Origin of the sequence: Variovorax sp. dw_308, assembly GCF_019207085.1 — a bacterium.
Classification (GTDB): domain Bacteria; phylum Pseudomonadota; class Gammaproteobacteria; order Burkholderiales; family Burkholderiaceae_C; genus Variovorax.
This window is the reverse complement of sequence record NZ_JAATOM010000008.1, coordinates 15,933-35,962: the sequence shown is the minus strand read 5'-3', so window position 1 is coordinate 35,962 and position 20,030 is coordinate 15,933. Positions and strand designations below refer to the sequence as shown.

Genomic DNA, 20,030 nt, shown 5'->3' with positions numbered 1-20,030 from the left:
ACCGAAATTAGACCATGCCCACGCCATCTTCCAGCCCAGCCAAGCCCATCACGGTGTCGATCGTGAGCCACGGACAGATGGCATTGATCCTGCCGCTGCTCGATCAATTGGACCGCCACAGCGCGGCCGTGGTCGAGAAGGTCGTGCTCACGATCAACATCCCCGAGCCGGACCTGGCCGCGGGCATGGGGTGGCGCTTTCCGGTCGAGCGCATCGACAACGCCGCGCCCAAGGGCTTCGGCGCCAACCACAACCAGGCGTTCACGCATTGCGGCAGCGACTGGTTCCTGGTGCTGAACCCCGACATGCGCTTCGACAACGACGTGCTGTCGCCGCTCCTCGCGCAAGCCACGCCCGACGCCGGCTTGCTGACGCCTCGTATCCTTGAACCCGGCAAGACCGCGCCCGAGCAGCACCGGGCCATCATCACGCCGCTGGAGATTCTCACGCGCCGGCGGCCGGGTTACGCGATCCCCGCGGTCCCGGCCTGGGTTCCGGGCCTCTTCATGCTGTTGCGCAGCCAGGCCTACGCGCAGATCAAGGGCTTCGACGAGCGCTTCTTCATGTATGGCGAGGACTTCGACATCTGCGCGCGCGTGCGGCTCGCAGGCTGGAAGCTGCAGGTCGGCGAGAACCTGCTGGCGCGCCACGAAGCCCAGCGCGCAAGCCATGCCAGTCGCCAGCACCTGAAGTGGCATGTCGGCAGCTTGCTGAGGGTCTGGAGCTCGTCGGCGTTCTGGCGCTATCGCGCGTTGCCGCCGGCATAGCTCAGCCGGACTCCAGCAGGTCCTGCGCAACCGACTGCCAGCCACGGTCGAAGCGCTCGTAGCGCCCGCGCGCGGCGGCCAGCAGCACCGGCGCCCAACGAATCAGTCGCGAGGCCGGCAGTTCCGTTCTAAATCGTTGGTGCGCCACCTTTTCGCGCTGCGCCTGCAGCCAAGCCGGCGTGACCCGGTGGCCCAGCGAGGTGAGGCGATCGAGCAGCACCTCGGCGCGACGCAGGCGCTCTGCATGCTTGGTGCCGCGCGGCGCGACAGCCTTGGCCAGCTTCTCGCGAAGCGTGGGCCGGCGTGCGCCGATCTGGTTGCTGGCGTGCTGGCGGTAGTCGATCAGCGGCTCGGGCAGCACGTCCATGCGTCCCGTGGCAGCGGCGATGGCGGCGAGCCATTCGTCATGCACCCACTCCGGCGGGAACGGCAGCGCGGCTTCCAGCAAGTCCCGGCGAAACACGGTGGTGGCGCCAGTGACGAGATTGCGCCGCTGCAGGATGGCGAAGGCCTGCCCAGACGCGATACCTTCCAGTTCCGAGGGCTTGACCTCCAGCGCCTCGAAAAGGGTCGAGCCCAGCGGCGCCAGTTCGCCGTCGACCAGCCGGGCATCGGAATGCAGCAGCAGCAACTCCGGGCGCGTGCGGAATGCATCGACCATGCGCGCCAGCCGACCCGCATGCCAGGCATCGTCCTGGTCGCACAGGGCGATCAGCCCCGAGCGGCAGGCGCGCACGGCCTGCTCGAAGTTGCGCGTGACGCCGAGGGCGGGCCGGTTCTCCAGCACGGTCAGTGCGGGGGCCGCTGCGCCATGTTGCGCGAGCGTGGCGCGCACGATGGCAATGCTGTCGTCGCGCGATTCGTCGTCGGACACCACGATCTCGTCGGGCGCAGGCACCTGTGCGCAGATGCTCTCGACTTGCGCCGCGAGGTAGCGTGCGCCGTTGCGGGTGCACAGGGCCACCGACACCGACGGGGTGCTCATGAGTGCCTCGACGCCGGGTTCACGGCGCCCCGACCCGTGGCGGCCACGCGTAGCTGAAATCCTCGGCGTCAGCGGTGAGGTTCGGGTTGTAGGCCGGGTCGTGCCGAAGCAGTTCGGCCCAGCGCGCCTTCATGTAGTTCTCTTCGCGCAGGAAGCGCTCGCGCTTCTCGGGCGCGATGTCTTCGCCGCGCGTGGCGGACTCGTGGTGCAGCAGGTCGGCATAGGGCGTCCACACGTTGCGATAGCCGGCCTCGCGCAGGCGAAGACAGAAGTCGATGTCGTTGAAGGCCACCTTCAGCCGCTCTTCATCCAGCCCACCCACCTCTTCATAGACCGCCTTGCGCACCACCAGGCAGGCAGCCGTCACCGCGGAGAACGACTGGATCAGCGCAGCGCGCCCGGCGTAGCCGTTCAAGCCCTTGGGAAGCCCCTTGTTCGCATGGCCCGCCACGCCGCCGCCGAGGCCCAGCACCACGCCGCCATGCTGCAGCGTCATGTCCGGATACCAGAGCCGCGCGCCGACCGCGCCGACGCCCGGCTGCAGGGCCAGGCTCACCATCTCGGAGAGCCACTCGGGTGAACGGACCTCGATGTCGTTGTTGACCAGCGCGACGACCTCGCCGCGCGCCTGCGCCACGGCCATGTTGTTCAACGCCGAGTAGTTGAACGGGCTGTCGTCGCGCAACACGCGGATGTTGGGCCGCGCCGCCAGTTCCCTGAAATACGCCAGCACCGCCGGATCGTCGGAGCCGTTGTCGACGATGAGGATCTCGTAGTTCGGATAGGTGGTCTTCCGCGCGATCGAATCGATGCATTGCCGCGTCAGCGCCAGCCCGTTGCGCGTGGGGATGACCAGCGACACCAGCGGCGGCGGCTCGGGCAAGGCGTAGTGGGCGCGATAGCCGAAGCCCACGTACTCGGCCGTCGCGCGCACGCCGGTGCGCTCGAAGTGCTCGTTCAACGCGCGCTCGCCAGCCACGGCCGCATAGGGCTTGGCATTCATCGAACGGGCCGTGCTCTCCGAATGAATGCGCCAGTGGTAGAGCACGCGCGGCACGTGCCGAACCTGATGCGGGCCGATGCGCTCCATGCAACGCAGCACCAGGTCCCAATCCTGCGAGCCCTCCATGCCTTGGCGGAAGCCACCCACCTCGCGCACGAGTTCGGTGGACAGCACACCGAGGTGGCTGAACACGTTCTGGGAGCGGAACAGGTCGGGATTCCAGTCGGGCTTGAAGTACGGGTCGGAGCGCTGGTCCTTCTCGTCGATCTTGTCTTCGTCGGAATAGATCAGGCGTGCATCCGGATGCTTTTCGATGCAGTCGGCCACCCAGAACAGCGCATGCTCGGCCAGCAGGTCGTCATGGTCCATGAGCGCGATCCAGGGGCCGCCGACCACCTCCAGCGCACTGTTGGACGCGGCCGAGATGTGCCCGTTCTTCGCGCGGAACACGACCTTGATGCGCGCATCGTCCTTGCTGTACTGGCGCAGCACGTCACGCACCGTCTCGCTGGGCGAGGCATCGTCGGCGATGCACAGTTCCCAATGCGGATAGAGCTGCGAGCGCACCGATTCGATGGCCGCGCGCAGCCACACCGGGTCGGGGTTGTAGGTGGGCATCAGCACCGAGATCAGCGGCGTCGAGGTCATCGCGGCCACGCGCGCGACGATGGCGGCACGCTGCCCGGCGTCCAGCACGTCATGCGCCTGCACCCAGGCTGCATAGTCGTTGCCCGGCCGCGTGCGCCGGCGCAACTCCCACATCACGCCCTGGCGGCCCGCCTTGCGATAGACCCGCCATGCCTGTGGCACGCGGCCCATGAGGCGCGGCCCATGCTGCACGGCCTTGCCGGCAATGCGGAACAGTTGAGCTAGACGTTTCATCGCCATGTTTCTTGGTGTGCGCGTCTATTTCGGCTGCGTGATGGCGGCATCGAAGAACGTGGCGAATTGCTTGACCCAGGTCGCCCGCAGGTGCGACAAGTCCTTGTAAATCGGGACGCCGGCGGCGTCGGCGCGCGTGCATTGGCCCTGCGGCGTGCAGAGCGTGGCCATGGGGTCTATGACGATGGCGCCGTTCTGTTCGGCCACGCCCTGCAGTCGGTCGTGAATGGCCTGCTGCGACGGGGTGACTGGCGCAGTCGGCAAGTTGCGCGCTGCCACCATGGCCCCAAGGCGGCTGCCGCTGATCAACGCCTTGGGCTGGAAGTCGCCGTCGACCGGCATGTTGAGCACTAGGAACACCTTCTTGCCGGCGGCCTTCAGCGTCCTGATGCTGGCCGCCAACGCCTCGAATGAACGGTCCACGCCATCGCCGCCCCGCAGCATGTGGCGCACGCCGCCTTCACGCAGGTAGTAGCGGTCGGGTGCTGGCGCGTCGGCCGGCGGAGGTTGTGGACCAACGTCGAAATAGCAAGGCCAGCAGCCACCGAGAACCACCGTGTCGATCTGCGGACTCAACGCGAAGCGCATCAGGGTTTGCACGCGCTCGGGGCAGTCCGGATCACGGTCTTCCACGAGGTTCGGAATCGGCGGGCATGCGCCGCGCGTGGCGAAGTACAGGCTCTGCAACCGACCCGGATCGGTACGTGCAATCTCGATGGCGCGCGGACCGTATTGCTCGACATGACTGTCGCCGAGCAACAGGACCTTGCCCTTGCCCTCACCGATGCGGAAGACCGGCTGGCCGTTGACCACGATCTCCTTCATGCTGCCCGGGTAGCCCCAATCGGTGCCGACCGAGATGATCGCCTGCAAGGCCGGGTCGCTGTTGCGTGGCGGCAGAAGTCGCGACCAGGCGATTGCGCCTACCGTGGCTAAGACCAGCATGCCGACCACCAGCGAACGCACGGCGGCCGTGCCCTTGCTCTTGCGAATGGGTTGCTCGATGAAGCGATAGGTCAGCCAGGCCAGCGCCACCGAAGCCGCTACGGCCGCGATGCGTACCGCGAGCATCGGCGTGCCGCCTTCCACGATGCGCGCGAACGCCAGCACCGGCCAGTGCCATAGGTACAACGGGTAGCTGATGAGCCCGATCCAGACCAGCGGCCGGGAACCCAGCAGCATGCGGTTGGGCCACGCGCCCATGCCCGCCGATATGCAGAGACAGGCCCCAAGGATCGGCAGCAGCGCCCACCAGCCCGGGAAGGCCTTGCCCTTCTGGACCATGGCCAGCCCCAGCACGATCAGCACCAGCCCGGCAAGGCTACGCAAGCCCGCGCCCCGCACGCGCGTCCCCGGCAGCCGGCTGAGGCCTGCATGCGCGAGCAATGCGCCCGCAGCCAGTTCCCAGACACGTGACAGCGGCGAGTAGAACGTCGCATCGGCGTGGCGGTGCACCCCGGCCACGTTCAGCAGGAACGACAGGCCCGCGGCGACGCTCATCCAGAACATCATCCCGCGCGCCCCCTTCCAGCGCCAAACCAGCCCGAGCAGCAAGGGCCAGAAGATGTAGAACTGCTCCTCCACGGCCAGGGACCACAAATGCAGCAAGGGCTTGGCTTCCGCCGCCGTATCGAAGTACCCCGCCTCCCCCCACAGCACCAGGTTTTGCACGAACCCGGCACTTGCCATCATGTGCTTGCCGAGTTGCTGGAACTCGTCGGACAGCAACACGTACCAGCCGAACGCGAAAGTTGCGGCCAGGACGGGTAGCAGCGCCGGGAAGATGCGCCGGACGCGGCGCTCGTAGAACTCGCGGTAGCTGAAGCCCTCGCCGCCCAGGCTGCCGAAGATGATCGTGGAAATCAGGAAGCCCGAAATCACGAAGAAGATATCCACCCCGATGAACCCGCCGCGCACCACGGACGGGAACGCGTGGAACCCCAGTACGGACACCACGGCGATAGCCCGCAGGCCGTCAATGTCAGGGCGGTACTTGGGGTGCAGGAGGTGGGGCGCTTCGTTGTGTGGCGGCATGCTGGAGCGGGTCGGGGAGTTTTGTCCCGCTCCAGCCGCAGTGTTGCGGAGCGGATCGTGATTATCTGCGCATTGCACCGGCTACGAGGCCCGTGAAACGCGGGTCAAATCGGAGCTCACAAGCGCCGGACCGCAAAAGGGGGGCGGTAAGATTGTTAACCATGAACATCCAAGGACAATGATGCGTTTGCTTTCAGTGGTGCTCTCGGGGGGCGCGGGCTCAAGACTCTGGCCGCTTTCCCGTCAGGCTTATCCGAAGCCTTTCATGAAACTGGGGGGCGCCACGCTGCTGCAGCAGGCGATAGAGCGCGGCCAGGCCTGCGGCACGGGCAAGTTGATGGTCGTGACCAACAAGGATCACCTGTTCCTCACCAAGGACGTGTTGCGGCAGATGTCCGACCCGCCCGACACCACCCTGCTGCTGGAACCCAAGGGCCGCAACACCGCGCCGGCCATCGCGCTTGCGGCGCTGCAATGCAAGACGCAGTTCAGCGGCGATACGGTGATGCTCGTGCTGTCGGCCGACCACCTCGTCCCCGACGTCGAAGCCTTCGTCGCCAGCGCCAGCCAGGCCTTCCGTCTTGCGGAAGCCGGCAACCTGGTGCTCTTTGGCATCAGCCCGACCAGCCCCGACACCGGCTTCGGCTACGTGGAAGTCGAGAACGTGTCGCGCCAGAGCCAGCGCGTCAAGCGCTTCGTCGAGAAGCCCGACCTCGAGACGGCGCAGGAGTACCTGGCCACCGGGCGCTACTACTGGAACAGCGGCATGTTCTGCTTCACGGCGGACGCGATCATCGGCGCCTTCGAGCGGTATGCGCCGGAGGTCCTCAGCGCCGCTCGCCACGCGCTGGCGTCCGCCAAGACCATCGAAGACACGATGCAGTTCGACATGCATGCCTTCGGCCTGCAACCCGACATCAGCATCGACTACGCCGTGATGGAACGCGCCGACAACGTTCACGTAGTGCCGGCCAAGTTCGGCTGGAGCGACGTGGGCTCCTGGCCATCGGTTGCCAAGGCGCAGACGCCCGACGCGAGCGGCAACACCATGCCGGCCGACGTCGTCGCCATCGACACCACGGGCACCCATGTACACGTCCAGAGCCATGGCCCCAAGGTGGTCGCCACCATCGGCGTGTCGGATCTAGTGATCGTGGACACGCCCGACGCACTGCTTGTCGCGCACAAGGACAGCGCCCAGCAAGTGAAGAAGGTGGTCGACATGCTCAAGGCGCGTCGTCATGAAACCGTGAATCTGCCTGCGGTCGTCCATCGGCCGTGGGGCACCTATGCCTCGCTCAAGGAAGAGGATGGCTACAAGGTGAAACGGATCACGGTCCGGCCCGGTGCTTCGCTGTCGCTGCAATATCATCACCAGCGCGCCGAACACTGGGTCGTTGTCAAGGGCACGGCCATAGTGCAGGTCGGCGACGTGGAACACAAGACAATGCCGGGGGAATATCGCTACATCCCCCTTGGCGAAACACATCGCCTCACCAACGTAGGCGACGACGAGCTGGTCCTCGTCGAAGTTCAATGCGGGAGCTATCTCGGCGAGGACGACATCGTTCGTCTCGCCGACACTTACGGACGGGTATGAGTCAGGCACATTCGAATTTGCATCGCAGCGCGTGGGCTGACTGGTGGGAGGGCACGCGCCGCACCGACATCTGGTGGACGCTGGCATGGTTCGACATCGTGCTGCGCTACCGGCGCTCCATGCTCGGGCCCCTGTGGCTGACGCTGAGTATGGGCGCGATGATCGGTGGCATGGGACCGCTGTACAGCTCGCTGTTTGGCACCGAGCTGAGCAAGTTCTTTCCGCACTTGGCGCTGGGGATCATCTTCTGGAGCTTCTTTTCCAGCATGGTGACGGACGCCTGCAACACCTTCGTCGGCTCGTCCAACTACCTCAAGCAGGGCTACTTCCCCATCAGCCTTTTTGTCTGGCGCGGCATGGCGCGCAACATCATCCAGTTCGGGCATCAGATCGTTCTCTATTTGCCCGTGGCGATCTGGGCGGGCATTTCGTTGTCATGGTCGGCCCTGCTGTTCGTGCCTGCATTCCTGATCCTGCTGATCAATGCGCATGCGCTTGGACTGGTGCTCGGACTCATTTGCACCCGCTACCGCGACGTCACGCAGATCGTGACCAGCCTGATGCAGATGCTGATGTTCCTCACGCCCGTGTTCTGGCTGCCCGAGAGCCTGCCGGGACGCGCCAAGTACGTGCTCTACAACCCTTTTGCGCAAATGCTGGAACTTCTGCGCGCCCCGCTGATGGGCGGCGTGGCGGACGCACACAACTGGTGGGGCATCTTCGGCTGGACTGTCGCGAGTCTGATCGCCTCCAGCCTGCTTTTCTCGAAATACCGCCGTCGCGTGGTTTACTGGCTGTAAGCAACCATGGCCTCCATTTCACTCAAAAACGCCTCGGTCAACTTTCCGATCTACGGCGCAGGTTCGGCATCGTTGAAGAAGACCCTGGCCTCGTCGGTCACCGGCGGGCGCTTCGGACAGGACACGGGTGTCCGTGTCGTGCAAGCGTTGAGCAATATCAACCTCGAATTGAAAAGCGGCGACCGCCTCGGGTTGATCGGCCACAACGGCGCTGGCAAATCGACGCTGCTGCGCACCCTGGCGGGCGTCTACGAGCCTTCGTCGGGCGAATTTGCCCGAACTGGGACGGTCGCCAGCCTGATCGATCCGGCTCTGGGCATCGAGCCCGACGCGACGGGCGTCGAGAACATCATGCTGCGCGGCCTGGTGATGGGCATGAGCAAGCGGCAAGTCGACGACCTGACGCCCGGTATCTGCGAGTTCAGCGGGCTTGGTGACTACGTCAACATGCCGGTGCGCACCTATTCAACCGGGATGTTGATGCGCCTGGCTTTTTCGATCTCGACAAGCGTCCAAGCAGACATACTGTTGATGGACGAATGGCTGTCCGTGGGTGATGCGGCGTTCACGGAAAAGGCCGAGCAGCGCATGAAGGACGTTGTCTCCGGCGCCGGCATACTGGTGCTGGCGTCGCACTCGCCCGAGCTCATTGCCAAGGAATGCAACCGGGTGATCCACTTGGAACATGGGCGAATCATTGGCTAGACAGGGCGCAGCGCACGAGACCCGGATTCGGTAGCAATCAACATGACATCTGAGGCAGAAGAGCCGGGCATCGCAGGACAACGAGAAACAGGCGAAGCGTCTGGCGAAACGGAACGCCGGGAGCAGTCCTTGGCCGAAGTCAAGGCGCAAGCCGTCGCCGCACTGACCAAGTGCGAGCAACTCGAAGTGGAGAATCAACGACTTGCGGCCGAGCTCTCTTCACAACGAAGAAATCAGGCACGTGAAATCCAGATGGTGCAGCTGAATGAAAAGGCACTCCGCGACAAGCTCATTCAGTCATTCCACGCATCGGGCTCGTGGCGAGTCACGGCTCCGCTGCGGGCGGTGGTCGGCAAGCTGCGACGAAGAGGTGGGCACCCAAGCGTCGCGCCATCTGCAGCCACGCAAGGCTTGACCAGTATGGCCGGTGCCTTGTCGCATGACGCCAGCGGTGCCGCGCAGACCACCATTGACCAGAAAGCCGCTACCCGAATTTGGCTGCAGACCAGGCTTGCGGCCTTTCTGACCTCCAGCGGACGGCTTCGGCTTCCTAGTGATCCTCATCCGGAAGTGAGCATCGTGCTGGTGCTCTACAACAGTGCCGAACTCACTTACGCCTGCTTGGCTTCCATTGCGGAAGCCAGTGCCGGCACAGATCTTCGCTCGGAGATCATCCTTCTGGACAACGGCTCGACCGATGCCACCGCGGAGCTTCTCGATCGCCTCGACGGCGCCAAGATCGTTCGCAGCGACCAAAACCTGCACTTCCTGCGCGGCGCCAACCGCGCTGCAAAGGAAGCGAAGGGAAAGTACCTGCTGTTCATGAACAACGATGCGCTGCTCCAACCTGGCAGCTTGGAGGCTGCGGTCTCAGCGTGCGAGACCGACGAATCAGTCGGCGCGGTTGGTGGACGAATCATCTTGCCCGACGGACGACTTCAGGAGGCCGGCTCAATCGTCTGGAATGACGGCGCTTGCATAGGCTATGGTCGAGGAGAACTTCCGGACACTTCAGAGTGCATGTTCAGCCGCGACGTCGACTTCTGCTCAGGCGCCTTCCTCCTGACGCCGCGCCAATTGTTCGAAAGCTTCAACGGCTTCGACGAGCGCTATGCGCCCGCCTACTACGAGGAAGTCGACTACTGCGTTCGCCTCTGGCAGTCCGGAAAGCGAGTGGTGTTCGAACCGCGGGTGGTCATCATTCACTATGAGTTCGGAAGTGCTGTGGCATCGAGCCGGGCGCTGGAGTTGCAGCGGCGCAATCTGACAATCTTCCAGGAGCGCCATGCTCACTGGCTGCGATCGCAGGCGGACAATGACCACGAGAACCTGCTTCTTGCCCGTAGCGCGAGCGGCAGCCGGGGAATGAGCCTCCTCTTCATTGAGGATCGCGTACCGCATCCGCATTTGGGGACGGGTTACCCCCGTTCCAACGAATTGCTGCGTGCGATGGTGGATGCCGGTACACAGGTCACTCTGTTTCCCATGTTCAGATGGGACGAAAACTGGGCGGGCATCCGACAATCATTGCCGAGCTCGATCGAAGTCATGAAAGGCTGTTCAGCCGATGATCTGTCAGGCTTCCTGGCGCAGCGCGATGGCCATTACGATGCGATCTTTGTATGCCGCCCACACAACATGCGGGCATTCCTGCGCGCCTCGGCCGCAGCAGCTTCATCAAGCCAGACAAAGCCCTATTTGATTTACGACGCCGAAGCCTTGTTCGCGAACCGCGAAATCGTTCAGATGAAACTCGCGGGTCACGGCCTTTCGCCCGCACAGGTCAGCCTGATGATCGCGGAGGAGGTTGAACTCACACGTCCGGCTGATTTGATCGTCTCTGTCTCTCAAGAGGAGAAGGATCAGTTCGAGTCGCAGGGTGCGGGCGCAGTCTTGGTCATCGGCCATACCGTAAAGCCGCAACCAACCCCTGCGACATTTCAACAGCGCCGTGGCTTCTTGTTCGTGGGAGCGCTGCATGACGATGATTCGCCCAATGCAGAATCGATTCGTTGGTTCGCCAACGAGGTCTGGCCTCATATTCAGACGGCACTCGGTGTCGAGGCGCGACTCGACGTCGTCGGGTTCATCCGAGCAACTTCGATCATGGCGCTAGAGTCAGCAAGCATCCACCTGATAGGCGCGGTCGACGATCTGGCGCCTTGGTACGAGGGCGCCCGGGTCGCCATCGTTCCGACACGCATTGCAGCGGGCATCCCCTTGAAGGCGCAGACTGCAGCCGCCTATGGTGTTCCGATGGTCGCGACGGAGCTCATCGCCCAGCAGTTGGGGTGGACTTCAGGCGAGCAATTGCTTGCCACCACGGATCCCCGGGCCTTTGCACAGGCGTGCATCCGACTGCATTCGGATCCAATTGCCTGGGAGCACATCAGAACGCATGCACTTGAACGCGTGTCGATCGACTGCTCGCACGACCGGTTTCGCGCAGCGGTAAACGGTCTGCTCGAAAGGGTTCCGAAGCCTTCGCAATTCCGAGAACAACATGCCGGCTCGGGACGAACAGAGCAATGACGGGCAGCGTAGCGCAGAGTTCTCGGCGCCGGGTCCAGGCACCGCTTCACGACTTCAGTTCTAGCTAGCGCTGAAGACTCGTTTGATCGCCCTAAGCGGCGCTGTCACACGCCAGCTGCTGGAGTTGCGAAGGGCGTCAACGACCTGTTCTGAACGCTTCGCTCGTGCTTGTTCTCGCTCGAGCGCGGATCGGGCCGCACTCAATTCGGCTTCGCATAGCGCAAGTTTGGCTTCCACTTGTTCCAACTCGGCACCCGATACATGCTTTGGGGCGGAACTATTCGGAGTCCTAGGCCCGAAGTCTGCCTCGTACCAACCTTCACCGAACATGCCATTTAGCGCATCTGGGTAGGCGAAGCGCCGACGGTTGTAGCGCTGCTGCGGCCAGCCATCGCCGTGCGGACTCAGCATCTCCACATGCGTCCGCTGGAAAAAGCCGGTCGTGTCCACGTCCCCCAAATGCTCCCACATCTCGTCATCGCGCAAAAAGTCGTGCAAGTGACCGATGGTGGGGATGTGGATGTCATCGATGACAAGCACTCCGCCTTCACGAATCTGCGGATAGAAATGGAAATATTCGAGGTCCGGAAACGGGTAGGCGTGAGGTCCGTCGAGAATGACGAAATCGAGTGGCTCAGCAAATTTCCAACCGGGCAGAGAGACTTGTGTGGGGTTGACAATGAAGGTCGTCGTCTCACTGCGAAACAGTGGATGCGAGCGGGTGTTTGGCAAGCTGTCGCCGAAGTCGACCGTGAAGCTCAGATGCCGCTCGCTCAACTGCGAAAGAACCAAGGTCGTAAGTCCGCAACCAGTCTCGGCGGAGGTCTTGGCACCAATTTGGCAGTGAAGTTCGAAGATGCGCCAAAGCACCTGCGGGCTCAGCGAGCCGCTCATGTGAAAGTCGCGTGGGACCTCTCGAATGATGCGATCGATAGCGTCCTTCCTTGGCGTCTGATAGTTCAACTCTTGACTCCGTTTCTTGACATGCGATTGCGGATTCAGTTCAAGGTTGCCAGGTCAATTGACCCGCTGACCACTTCAAAGCAGGATGCTCGACGGGGCGGCATCGGTATCTCTGGAACTCACCTGGACCCGCCAGTTCGGCACTGCAAGCGGCACCCCTGCGAGCTGGCTGGCGCGAGCAGCAAGCCAAGTCGCATCGACCACCGCGCAGCCCTGGGCACGCAATCGATTGCTGAGCATCTGCTCGTTGAAGATTGCCAACGCCTTGCTCTCGAAGTAGGGCAAGCTGCTGTCGTCGAGTCGAAATCGTGAGTGCCACTCTGTATCCTGTCCCGTACCGTCTCCTGTCAGCCATCCCAGGATGTTCCGTCGGTATCCGGGCGAGACGGGCGCGGTGTCGAGAAAGGGCGACTGCGGACGCCCGCTAAAGAACCCCTCGCCACCTCTGACGCTGACAAAAGAACCCAATAGGGCCAGTTCGGCAGGCGCCAGCATCACGAATGAGGTTCGAAGCCACGATTGGCAGCGCTGGCCAAGCAGAACAACTGGCTCGTTGTAGTAGTCGACATGGCCAATAGCGGCCGCGCGCCCCCTTGCCAAACAGAGCATGCGCGAATCGAAGCGGTCGAGATACTTCACGTACAGTTGCCGGAACGCCGACGTCGCCAAATGGACATAGTCGTACTCATGCAACCTGTCCCCAACGTACTTCACGGCACTATCCCAAGCGGAAAACTCCCAAGCCTCGTTTGAGGCACCGATGAGCCGAGTCCCGCCGACAAGTACCTCCTCGTGGCCCAGTGGTAGGCTGTTGTCGGCCACAACGCATTCGTGTGCCACGTCAGGCATTTGGCGTGCAAACAGCGCGTCGATCTGGGGCAACGCATCTGCATACTTGGCGATGCCGTGGCGTGCAAGAAGGGTCAGAATCTTCAATGGACGCGTCATAGCCTCGCCATCCCCAGAGTGAGATCACGCTCGAGCCAGTTTTCAGTGTCCGGGTTGGCCAAGGATTTCTCTACGAGTTCAACCAAGCCAGCCGCACATTGCTTCCACCCGTGCGCCGCCTCGCTCACCGGAAGCTCGGTCGCCTGGGACAAGGTGGGCACGGGCAAGCCGGCCAGCAGGCGCCCCAGCCGCTCGACCAAGGACAAAGGATCGTCGAACTCGATCAGTAGCCCTGGGAGCCGAACGTTGGCGGCGATCTCGTTCCACAAGGCGGACTTTCTCACCAGCACCGGACGCCCGTAGGCGAGACTTTCAACCACCGGCAGGCCGAAGCCCTCGTAGTAGGAAGGGTAGACGATGGCACGCGCGGTGGCGACCAGCTGGTGGATTTCCTCGTTGCTGGCACGCCCGCTCGGGATGACACGGACGTGCGGCGCCTTGGCAGCCCCGCCCAATACGACCAAATCCTGAAGCGGAAACGCGTCGCAAAGCACTTTTAGGGTAGGCGCCAAGTCTTTGTGGTCATACGAGTTGCCGAACACAAGAATGTGCTCCGCTCGCGGCGCCCCGGCGAAACACGGCATCGAGTTTTCTTCGCGTGAGAGGCTGAGATGAACCACGCGTTCCTCGACGCGCGACGCCACCGGGAAGCGCCGCCTGAATCGATCCTGCGTGTAGCTCGATATGTAGGCCAGGCCATCAGCATGGCGCGAGATATAGCGCCAGCAGGGCTCCACGCGTTCGTCTGATGGGTAGATCACGTCCCAGGCGATGGTGTCGAGCATATTGAACACCATGGCCCGCGCTAGCCCGTGTAGTTCCGAGACAGTAGCCAGCCCCCACGGTTGGTTGGGCACCAGAACGGCGGCATAGACGTCTGAAGGATGCCCATGCACATGACGGAGATTCGGAAAGAGTCGTGGAAGTTCGTGAAAAGCGGCAGCGGGAGCCCTGCTCCACACGTCGATGGCCCAGCGAGGGTCGTTGAGCTCAGAAAGCCCACCAAGGATGCCGAGCACGCACTGGGATGTCCCGTTGTGCATTGCGCCCATGCCCCGGCAGTCCAGAAGCAAGCGGCGGGGCGCTCCCGCGCGCGGAAAGGCGGCTCCGAGCAACGCCTCCAGCCGGCGCATCGGCTGGCCCTCGTTCTCCATCTTGGCCCTGGCATGATCCGGATAGTGCTCCAGCAGGCGCGAAGCGTCCTCCTTCGAGATGGGGCCGAAGAGCGCGGTTTCCGGATCCCCCTCATTGTCATCGGCGGACACAGAGACCACCGCACGTTGGAAGATGGCTGTTCTAAAACCTCTGCGTCGCGCCTGACAAAGCGCATGCAGAATGGCGCCCCGCGCGCTAGCGTATTCGGGCATGACTTCCAGGCTCGCCACCACTTCGCGACGAACAAGCATGCAGGGGCCCAAGGCCTCAGCCGCAAGCAACACCGGTGGCAGGTGGAACAACGCCCCACGCGAGACTAAGACCGGTTTGTGCTTGGACGTCGGGGAGTGGAAGAGTGGCCACACGTCGTCGGTTGCGGCATCTGCCAAGCGCGGTTGTACGCTGCCAATCAGGGGATCGACGCCGAAGACCGACACGAGTGAAGCGACTACCTCATTGGCGGGAACGATCGTGCCAAGGATGATCAGAAGGTGCTTGCGGCGACTCGTGGCAAGCTCGGCGGATCGCGCAAAGGCCAGCGACCCGTTCGTACCAGCATGTGCCAATTGGACATTCTGTGCGCCCGCGTTCGCCTTGGCGGGCAGCGCAACCGACAACTGCGTCGACACATGGTCATAGCCGCCGTCGCGTTGCAGGCGCAGCAGATGTTGCGAGACCTGAGCAGCGTCCAGACCGCAGGCCGAGAGGTCCACAAATACGTCGTAGTCGAACTCGTCCAGCAGCGATTGCGACGCTTGTGCGCACTCGCCAAGGTGGTCATATTTCATCGAGAACTCGCTTCAGCGGCGCATATACCGCCTTCGCGGAGAAACAATCAACCAACACGCGACTGCGGCGCTCAAGTTGGGTAGCATCTTGTGGTGCCGAGAGAACGTGAGCGACCTCGCATGCAAACGCGTACCAGTCGGTGGCCACGCGGCAGTAGGACAAGGCCGCCTCTGCTACCCCGTCCACTCCAGCGGGAAAGGTGACAACTGGGCGCAAGTGGCTGAGCGCCTCCACTGTCTTGATCTTGAGTCCTGTACCGGCGATCGTGGGATTGATGACCACCCGAGCGTCGGCGTACGCATCGTCCAGACTTTCGACACGACCCAAGATGTGCACTCCCTCGGGCGCGAAGTCGACACTTGCGCCAACATCGCCGACCACCCTAAGTTCAGCTTGAGGAACTTCGCGACGGACAAAAGGCCACGAATAGCGCAGGAAGTCCTGCAATCCCTTCACGTTCATCGGATTGCCAGACGCCACCAGCAAGACCACTGGCTTGGGGGGCAGGGCGAGCACGGATTCTTTTACGTCAAAGTCAACGCCCACCGTCACTACCTTGCGCGTGGGAGCCAGGCGCTCAATCTCTTGAGACTCGGCTGGCTGTATGCCAATCAGCACATCGGCGCGGGCCATCAACATGGCTTCCTCAGTTTCCGACATGGCAAGCCCATCCGTTACCCCATAGCGTTCAACTTTGTGCGCCTTGCTCGAGAAGACGTCGATGGTGTCGACGATCTTGTGCAGATCGGCTCGCAGCAAAGTCATGGCCCGAGTCATGAAGACGTACTCCGCGAGCAAGGTGCGCGGCTTGAAGTTCTGCTCGATATGGAGCAGCGTCTCGATCAGGACATCCGGGCAAAAGGTACGTAGCACCCCCAACAGTTCATCCGCGCGCTGATCCTTGCCGTTCTCCTCTTCGAGCAATGTGGCGAATTCCCGAACCCGAGTTCCGGACATGCCGCTGAGGATCGCGGAATCCTTTGGCAGGTTGTGGCGGACGATGCCGTCGTGTCCGCAGACGATGAATTGAGGGTAGATCGCGGCCGCCCGTGCAATCTGCAATTCGGAGGGCATCTCGTTGCGCAAAGGACAGACGATGACAAGTACGTCGAACCCCTCGTCGGACAGCCAACTCAACATGCGATGGATACGGTACTCGTTACCTGCGCGAGGCGGGAAGGGCATCACATGCCCAACGCACAACACTCGCTTGCCCGAGCCCCGCGGAAGGCGCTGCGAAACGCCCGCATTTGCACGAACTTCAATCGGTCGCAAGCTGATCGAACCCGTCTTGATCATTGCGGGTACTGCAGTGCTCGAACCGACCAGAGTGCGCAAGACACGGCGCGCCAGACGATCAGCGCGGGAAAGAACGGACAGCAGCTTGGGGTACCGCCGGGCCAAGGCACGCGGGCGCCCCGAGAGGCCTGGGAAGCGGGCCGACACTGCCCGCAGAGGAGCAGCAACCCGCCAACTCAACGATGCGTACACTGCCTGAAGCTCTTGCCGCGCATCTTCGAGTTGTGGCCGCAGCCGATCACGCTCACCCAATTCATCGTAGACCTCTTTCAACGCCAGCTTCATGGTTTCAAGCTGCGTGATCAGTTCCGCCTCGCTCCGCTCCCAGCTTTCAGTCGACCGTACGGAGGACCCGCGTTGCACGACGGCTGCCGGCACCGAGTCGCCGGAATGCACGATGGATTGGGCAGTGGAAGTCTGGTCACCCACAAAGCAATCCTCAATCATTGCGGGCAACGAAGTCTTGATATGCAAGCGCGAGTCCGTCCTTGAACTGAGTCTGCGCCCGCCAACCCAGCGAGCCAAGGCGGCTGACATCCAATAGCTTGCGCGGTGTTCCATCAGGCTTGGTGGAATCAAACTTCAACTCACCCGTGAAGCCGACGGCTTCCTTGACCATTTCCGCGGCTTCGCGAATGGTCACGTCCTCACCTACGCCGATGTTCATCAGAGGAGCTGTAGCGGGATCTGTCAATTGCGCGAACTGCGCTTCGGGTAACTCCAGCACGAATTTGATCGCGTTGCCAAGGTCCACCGAATACATGAACTCCCGACGGGGCTGACCCGAGCCCCAGACGACGACAGCCTCATCGCCCCTCACCTTGGCCTCATGAAACCGCCGGATCAACGCAGGCAGCACGTGCGAATGCTCAGGGTGGTAATTGTCCCCGGGACCGTACATGTTCGTGGGCATTACGGCCAGGTAGCGCGTGCCGTACTGGCGGTTGTACGACCAGCACGACTCCACCCCCGAGATCTTGGCGAGCGCGTATGGGCGATTCGTGGCCTCCAGCGGACCGGTAAGCAAATATTCTTCCTTGATCGGCTGCGGACAATCACGCGGGTAGATGCACGACGATCCCAGGAAGATCATTCGCTCGACGCCGGCCTCGAAAGCTGCGTCGAAGACGCTGAGTTGAATGCGCAAGTTCTGATGCAGGAAGCCGACCGGAAAGTTGTTGTTGGCCAGGATCCCACCCACTTTTGCCGCAGACATGACGACGTAGCTTGGACGGTGTGTGAGGAAGAACTCCCGCGTCGCCTCGTGATTCTCTAGATCCAGTTCTTGGCGGGTCCGTACCAGACATTGGTAGCGCGAGTCACCTTCGAGTCCGCCAAGGACCGCGGTCCCTACCAGGCCGAGATGGCCCGCAATGAATATCTTCTTTCGAGTCATTCTCTACTTTCAAGATGCTTCCAGCGAATCGGCATTGCGGGGTGCACCGCATCGCCCCCCATTGACGCGAAGGTCGCGAGCCCCGAATCCGTTGGACGTCTTTGACGAAGGTTAATTCTAGTGACCCCCCGGAGCAACGAGCCCGCAATCAGCGTAGGTCAAGGCCTCCTCTCCTCGGGACTGGCAAAATGCCGGACTGCCCTGAAAGCGCGGCCACTCCGCGCTAGGTGACAAATCAACGAGAGGTTCAAATGAGCAAGAAAAGAGCGGTGGTTACGGGCATCACTGGGCAGGACGGCGCTTACTTGGCGGAGCTGCTGCTGAGCAAGGGCTATGTGGTGTATGGCACCTATCGCCGGACCAGTTCAGTCAATTTCTGGCGCATGGAGGAGTTGGGCATCCAGAACCACGCCGACCTGCACTTGGTGGAATACGACCTGACAGACTTGGGCAGTTCCGTGAACCTGATCAAGGTCGCTGAACCTGACGAGGTCTACAACCTGGCCGCGCAGAGTTTTGTTGGCGTGAGCTTCGATCAGCCCACTACGACGGCCCAGATCACTGCGATCGGCGCGCTTAATCTGCTGGAAGCCATTCGACTGATCAACCCCAAGATCCGCTTCTACCAGGCAAGTACGTCCGAGATGTTCGGCAAGGTGCAGGCCATTCCGCAGACCGAGGACACGCCCTTCTACCCCCGTAGCCCCTATGGCGTCGCCAAGTTGTACGCGCATTGGATCACTGTGAACTACCGTGAGAGCTATGACATCTTTGGCTGCAGCGGCATCTTGTTCAATCATGAGAGTCCGCTACGGGGTCGTGAATTCGTCACGCGCAAGATCACCGACAGCGTAGCCAAGATCAAGCTTGGCAAGCTCGACGTGCTGGAACTGGGCAACCTCGATGCGAAGCGTGACTGGGGCTTTGCCAAGGAGTATGTCGAGGGCATGTGGCGCATGCTGCAGGCCGACGAGCCCGACACTTTCGTGCTGGCCACCAACCGAACCGAGACCGTGCGCGACTTCGTCGCCATGGCCTTCAAGGGTGCGGACATCGACGTAGCTTTCCAGGGCGATGGCGAAGGGGAAACGGCCATCGATATGGGAACCGGCAAGACGGTGATGCGCATCAATCCGAAGTTCTATCGTCCCGCCGAGGTCGAACTGCTCATTGGCAGCCCGGCAAAAGCAAAAGACAAGCTGAGCTGGGAACCTAGCACGACCCTCGAACAGTTGTGCCAGATGATGGTCGAGGCCGACCTGCGTCGCAACCGAATCGGATTCTCGTTTTGAAAATATTGCTCACAGGCGCAGATGGCTTCACTGGCCGGGCGTTTCGGACACGTGCCGAAGCGGCAGGTCATGAAGTTGTGCCGCTTCGCGCCGACTTGACGGACGCGGACGCCGTGTCCTGTGAGGTGCTGGAAGTGGGGCCGAACCTTGTGGTTCATCTTGCAGGGATCGCCTTTGTCGGACACGCACACGAGGAGGCCTTCTATTCCGTCAACGTCATTGGCACCACCAACCTGCTGGACGCGCTAGTCAACTCGCCTGCGCCGCCGGGCAAGGTACTGCTGGCCAGTAGCGCAAACATCTACGGGAATTGCGCCCAGTCGCCCATTGTTGAGACCCAGCCACCAGCGCCAGTGAATCACTACGCCATGAGTAAGCTGGCCATGGAACATATGGCACGGAACTACATGGGGCAGCTCGACATCGTCATCTCGCGGCCCTTCAACTACACGGGGCCGGGACAGGATGAGGCGTTCGTTGTACCCAAGCTTGCCAAGCATTTCGCTTTGCGCTTGCCTTCCATTGCACTTGGCAATCTGCATGTCGAGCGCGAGTTCAATGACGTCCGAACCGTATGCGACACCTACTTGATGTTGCTCGAGATGGGTGTGCCGGGAGAGGCCTACAATGTCTGCTCGGGCCAGACCTACCGCCTGCTCGACATCATCGCTCGACTTGAGCGACTTTCGGGGCATCGAATCGACGTGCAAATCGACCCGAGTTTTGTTCGCCCAAATGAAGTTCATCGTCTCTGCGGCAACCCGGGGAAACTCCTTGGATTGCTACAGCAGCATGATCAACCCCTGGTAGCGCCGAGCCTGGACGATACGCTCCAAGCTATGTTGGCCTCGATTGGCGAGCGCGCAGGCGCATAGGCTCG

At 62.3% G+C, this 20,030-nt stretch carries 15 protein-coding genes; 7 read left to right on the top strand and 8 right to left on the bottom strand.

Features of this window, described 5'->3' with window-relative positions; genetic code table 11:
• Positions 1–14: 14 nt before the first annotated feature.
• Positions 15–767 (top strand): glycosyltransferase family 2 protein, encoded by a 753-nt coding sequence (locus HCU76_RS17360; protein WP_218510145.1) that lies wholly within the window; start codon positions 15–17, stop codon positions 765–767.
• A 1-nt stretch (position 768) separates the two neighbouring features.
• On the opposite strand, the gene HCU76_RS17355 is transcribed toward HCU76_RS17360, so the two are convergent.
• From HCU76_RS17355 to HCU76_RS17345, 3 genes are read right to left on the bottom strand one after another with little or no spacing between them, the layout of a single operon-like run.
• Complete coding sequence (locus HCU76_RS17355; protein WP_218510144.1) at positions 769–1,752, bottom strand: glycosyltransferase family 2 protein; 984 nt, start codon at positions 1,750–1,752, stop codon at positions 769–771.
• Positions 1,753–1,771: 19 nt separating this feature from the next.
• Positions 1,772–3,637, bottom strand: coding sequence for a glycosyltransferase (locus HCU76_RS17350; protein WP_218510143.1), 1,866 nt, complete (start codon positions 3,635–3,637; stop codon positions 1,772–1,774).
• A gap of 24 nt (positions 3,638–3,661) precedes the next feature.
• On the bottom strand, positions 3,662–5,671 hold the full coding sequence (locus tag HCU76_RS17345; RefSeq protein WP_218510142.1) for an acyltransferase family protein: 2,010 nt from the start codon (positions 5,669–5,671) through the stop codon (positions 3,662–3,664).
• A 181-nt stretch (positions 5,672–5,852) separates the two neighbouring features.
• On the opposite strand from HCU76_RS17345, the gene HCU76_RS17340 reads away from it, so the two are divergent.
• The 4 genes from HCU76_RS17340 (at position 5,853) to HCU76_RS17325 (ending at position 11,308) form a co-directional block, all read left to right on the top strand.
• The gene (locus HCU76_RS17340; protein WP_218510141.1) at positions 5,853–7,271 is read left to right on the top strand and encodes a mannose-1-phosphate guanylyltransferase/mannose-6-phosphate isomerase; all 1,419 of its coding nucleotides are present in this window, start codon (positions 5,853–5,855) and stop codon (positions 7,269–7,271) included.
• Positions 7,268–8,071, top strand: coding sequence for an ABC transporter permease (locus HCU76_RS17335; RefSeq protein WP_218510140.1), 804 nt, complete (start codon positions 7,268–7,270; stop codon positions 8,069–8,071). The genes HCU76_RS17340 and HCU76_RS17335 overlap by 4 nt, the downstream gene beginning before the upstream one ends.
• A gap of 6 nt (positions 8,072–8,077) precedes the next feature.
• The gene (locus tag HCU76_RS17330; protein WP_218510139.1) at positions 8,078–8,776 is read left to right on the top strand and encodes an ABC transporter ATP-binding protein; all 699 of its coding nucleotides are present in this window, start codon (positions 8,078–8,080) and stop codon (positions 8,774–8,776) included.
• 129 nt (positions 8,777–8,905) lie between these two features.
• Positions 8,906–11,308, top strand: a complete 2,403-nt coding sequence (locus tag HCU76_RS17325) for a glycosyltransferase (protein ID WP_218510138.1) — start codon at positions 8,906–8,908, stop codon at positions 11,306–11,308.
• A gap of 60 nt (positions 11,309–11,368) precedes the next feature.
• Here HCU76_RS17325 and HCU76_RS17320 read toward each other — a convergent pair whose 3' ends face one another.
• The 5 genes from HCU76_RS17320 to HCU76_RS17300 form a co-directional block, all read right to left on the bottom strand.
• Positions 11,369–12,271 (bottom strand): class I SAM-dependent methyltransferase, encoded by a 903-nt coding sequence (locus HCU76_RS17320; RefSeq protein ID WP_218510137.1) that lies wholly within the window; start codon positions 12,269–12,271, stop codon positions 11,369–11,371.
• Positions 12,272–12,346: 75 nt separating this feature from the next.
• Positions 12,347–13,207: a hypothetical protein gene (locus HCU76_RS17315; RefSeq protein ID WP_218510136.1), complete on the bottom strand. Its 861-nt coding sequence runs from the start codon at positions 13,205–13,207 to the stop codon at positions 12,347–12,349.
• Positions 13,208–13,215: 8 nt separating this feature from the next.
• Positions 13,216–15,162, bottom strand: coding sequence for a glycosyltransferase (locus HCU76_RS17310; RefSeq protein ID WP_218510135.1), 1,947 nt, complete (start codon positions 15,160–15,162; stop codon positions 13,216–13,218).
• Positions 15,152–16,936, bottom strand: a complete 1,785-nt coding sequence (locus HCU76_RS17305; RefSeq protein ID WP_218510134.1) for a glycosyltransferase family 4 protein — start codon at positions 16,934–16,936, stop codon at positions 15,152–15,154. The genes HCU76_RS17310 and HCU76_RS17305 overlap by 11 nt, the downstream gene beginning before the upstream one ends.
• Positions 16,902–17,858 carry a GDP-L-fucose synthase gene (locus HCU76_RS17300; RefSeq protein WP_218510133.1) on the bottom strand — a complete coding sequence of 319 codons (957 nt, stop codon included), beginning with the start codon at positions 17,856–17,858 and terminating at the stop codon, positions 16,902–16,904. The genes HCU76_RS17305 and HCU76_RS17300 overlap by 35 nt, the downstream gene beginning before the upstream one ends.
• Before the next feature lie 251 nt (positions 17,859–18,109).
• On the opposite strand from HCU76_RS17300, the gene gmd reads away from it, so the two are divergent.
• Complete coding sequence (gmd, locus tag HCU76_RS17295; RefSeq protein WP_218510132.1) at positions 18,110–19,150, top strand: GDP-mannose 4,6-dehydratase; 1,041 nt, start codon at positions 18,110–18,112, stop codon at positions 19,148–19,150.
• Positions 19,147–20,025: an NAD-dependent epimerase/dehydratase family protein gene (locus tag HCU76_RS17290; RefSeq protein WP_218510131.1), complete on the top strand. Its 879-nt coding sequence runs from the start codon at positions 19,147–19,149 to the stop codon at positions 20,023–20,025. The genes gmd and HCU76_RS17290 overlap by 4 nt, the downstream gene beginning before the upstream one ends.
• Positions 20,026–20,030: the final 5 nt, after the last annotated feature.

Bases quoted from the DNA above. Each gene is read 5' to 3' on its own strand.
- HCU76_RS17355 (WP_218510144.1), bottom strand. From the start codon at position 1,752: ATGAGCACCCCGTCGGTGTCGGTGGCCCTGTGCACCCGCAACGGCGCA.
- HCU76_RS17330 (WP_218510139.1), top strand. From the start codon at position 8,078: ATGGCCTCCATTTCACTCAAAAACGCCTCGGTCAACTTTCCGATCTAC.
- HCU76_RS17360 (WP_218510145.1), top strand. From the start codon at position 15: ATGCCCACGCCATCTTCCAGCCCAGCCAAGCCCATCACGGTGTCGATC.
- HCU76_RS17310 (WP_218510135.1), bottom strand. From the start codon at position 15,162: ATGAAATATGACCACCTTGGCGAGTGCGCACAAGCGTCGCAATCGCTG.
- HCU76_RS17340 (WP_218510141.1), top strand. From the start codon at position 5,853: ATGCGTTTGCTTTCAGTGGTGCTCTCGGGGGGCGCGGGCTCAAGACTC.
- HCU76_RS17300 (WP_218510133.1), bottom strand. From the start codon at position 17,858: ATGACTCGAAAGAAGATATTCATTGCGGGCCATCTCGGCCTGGTAGGG.
- HCU76_RS17335 (WP_218510140.1), top strand. From the start codon at position 7,268: ATGAGTCAGGCACATTCGAATTTGCATCGCAGCGCGTGGGCTGACTGG.
- HCU76_RS17350 (WP_218510143.1), bottom strand. From the start codon at position 3,637: ATGAAACGTCTAGCTCAACTGTTCCGCATTGCCGGCAAGGCCGTGCAG.
- HCU76_RS17345 (WP_218510142.1), bottom strand. From the start codon at position 5,671: ATGCCGCCACACAACGAAGCGCCCCACCTCCTGCACCCCAAGTACCGC.
- gmd (WP_218510132.1), top strand. From the start codon at position 18,110: ATGAGCAAGAAAAGAGCGGTGGTTACGGGCATCACTGGGCAGGACGGC.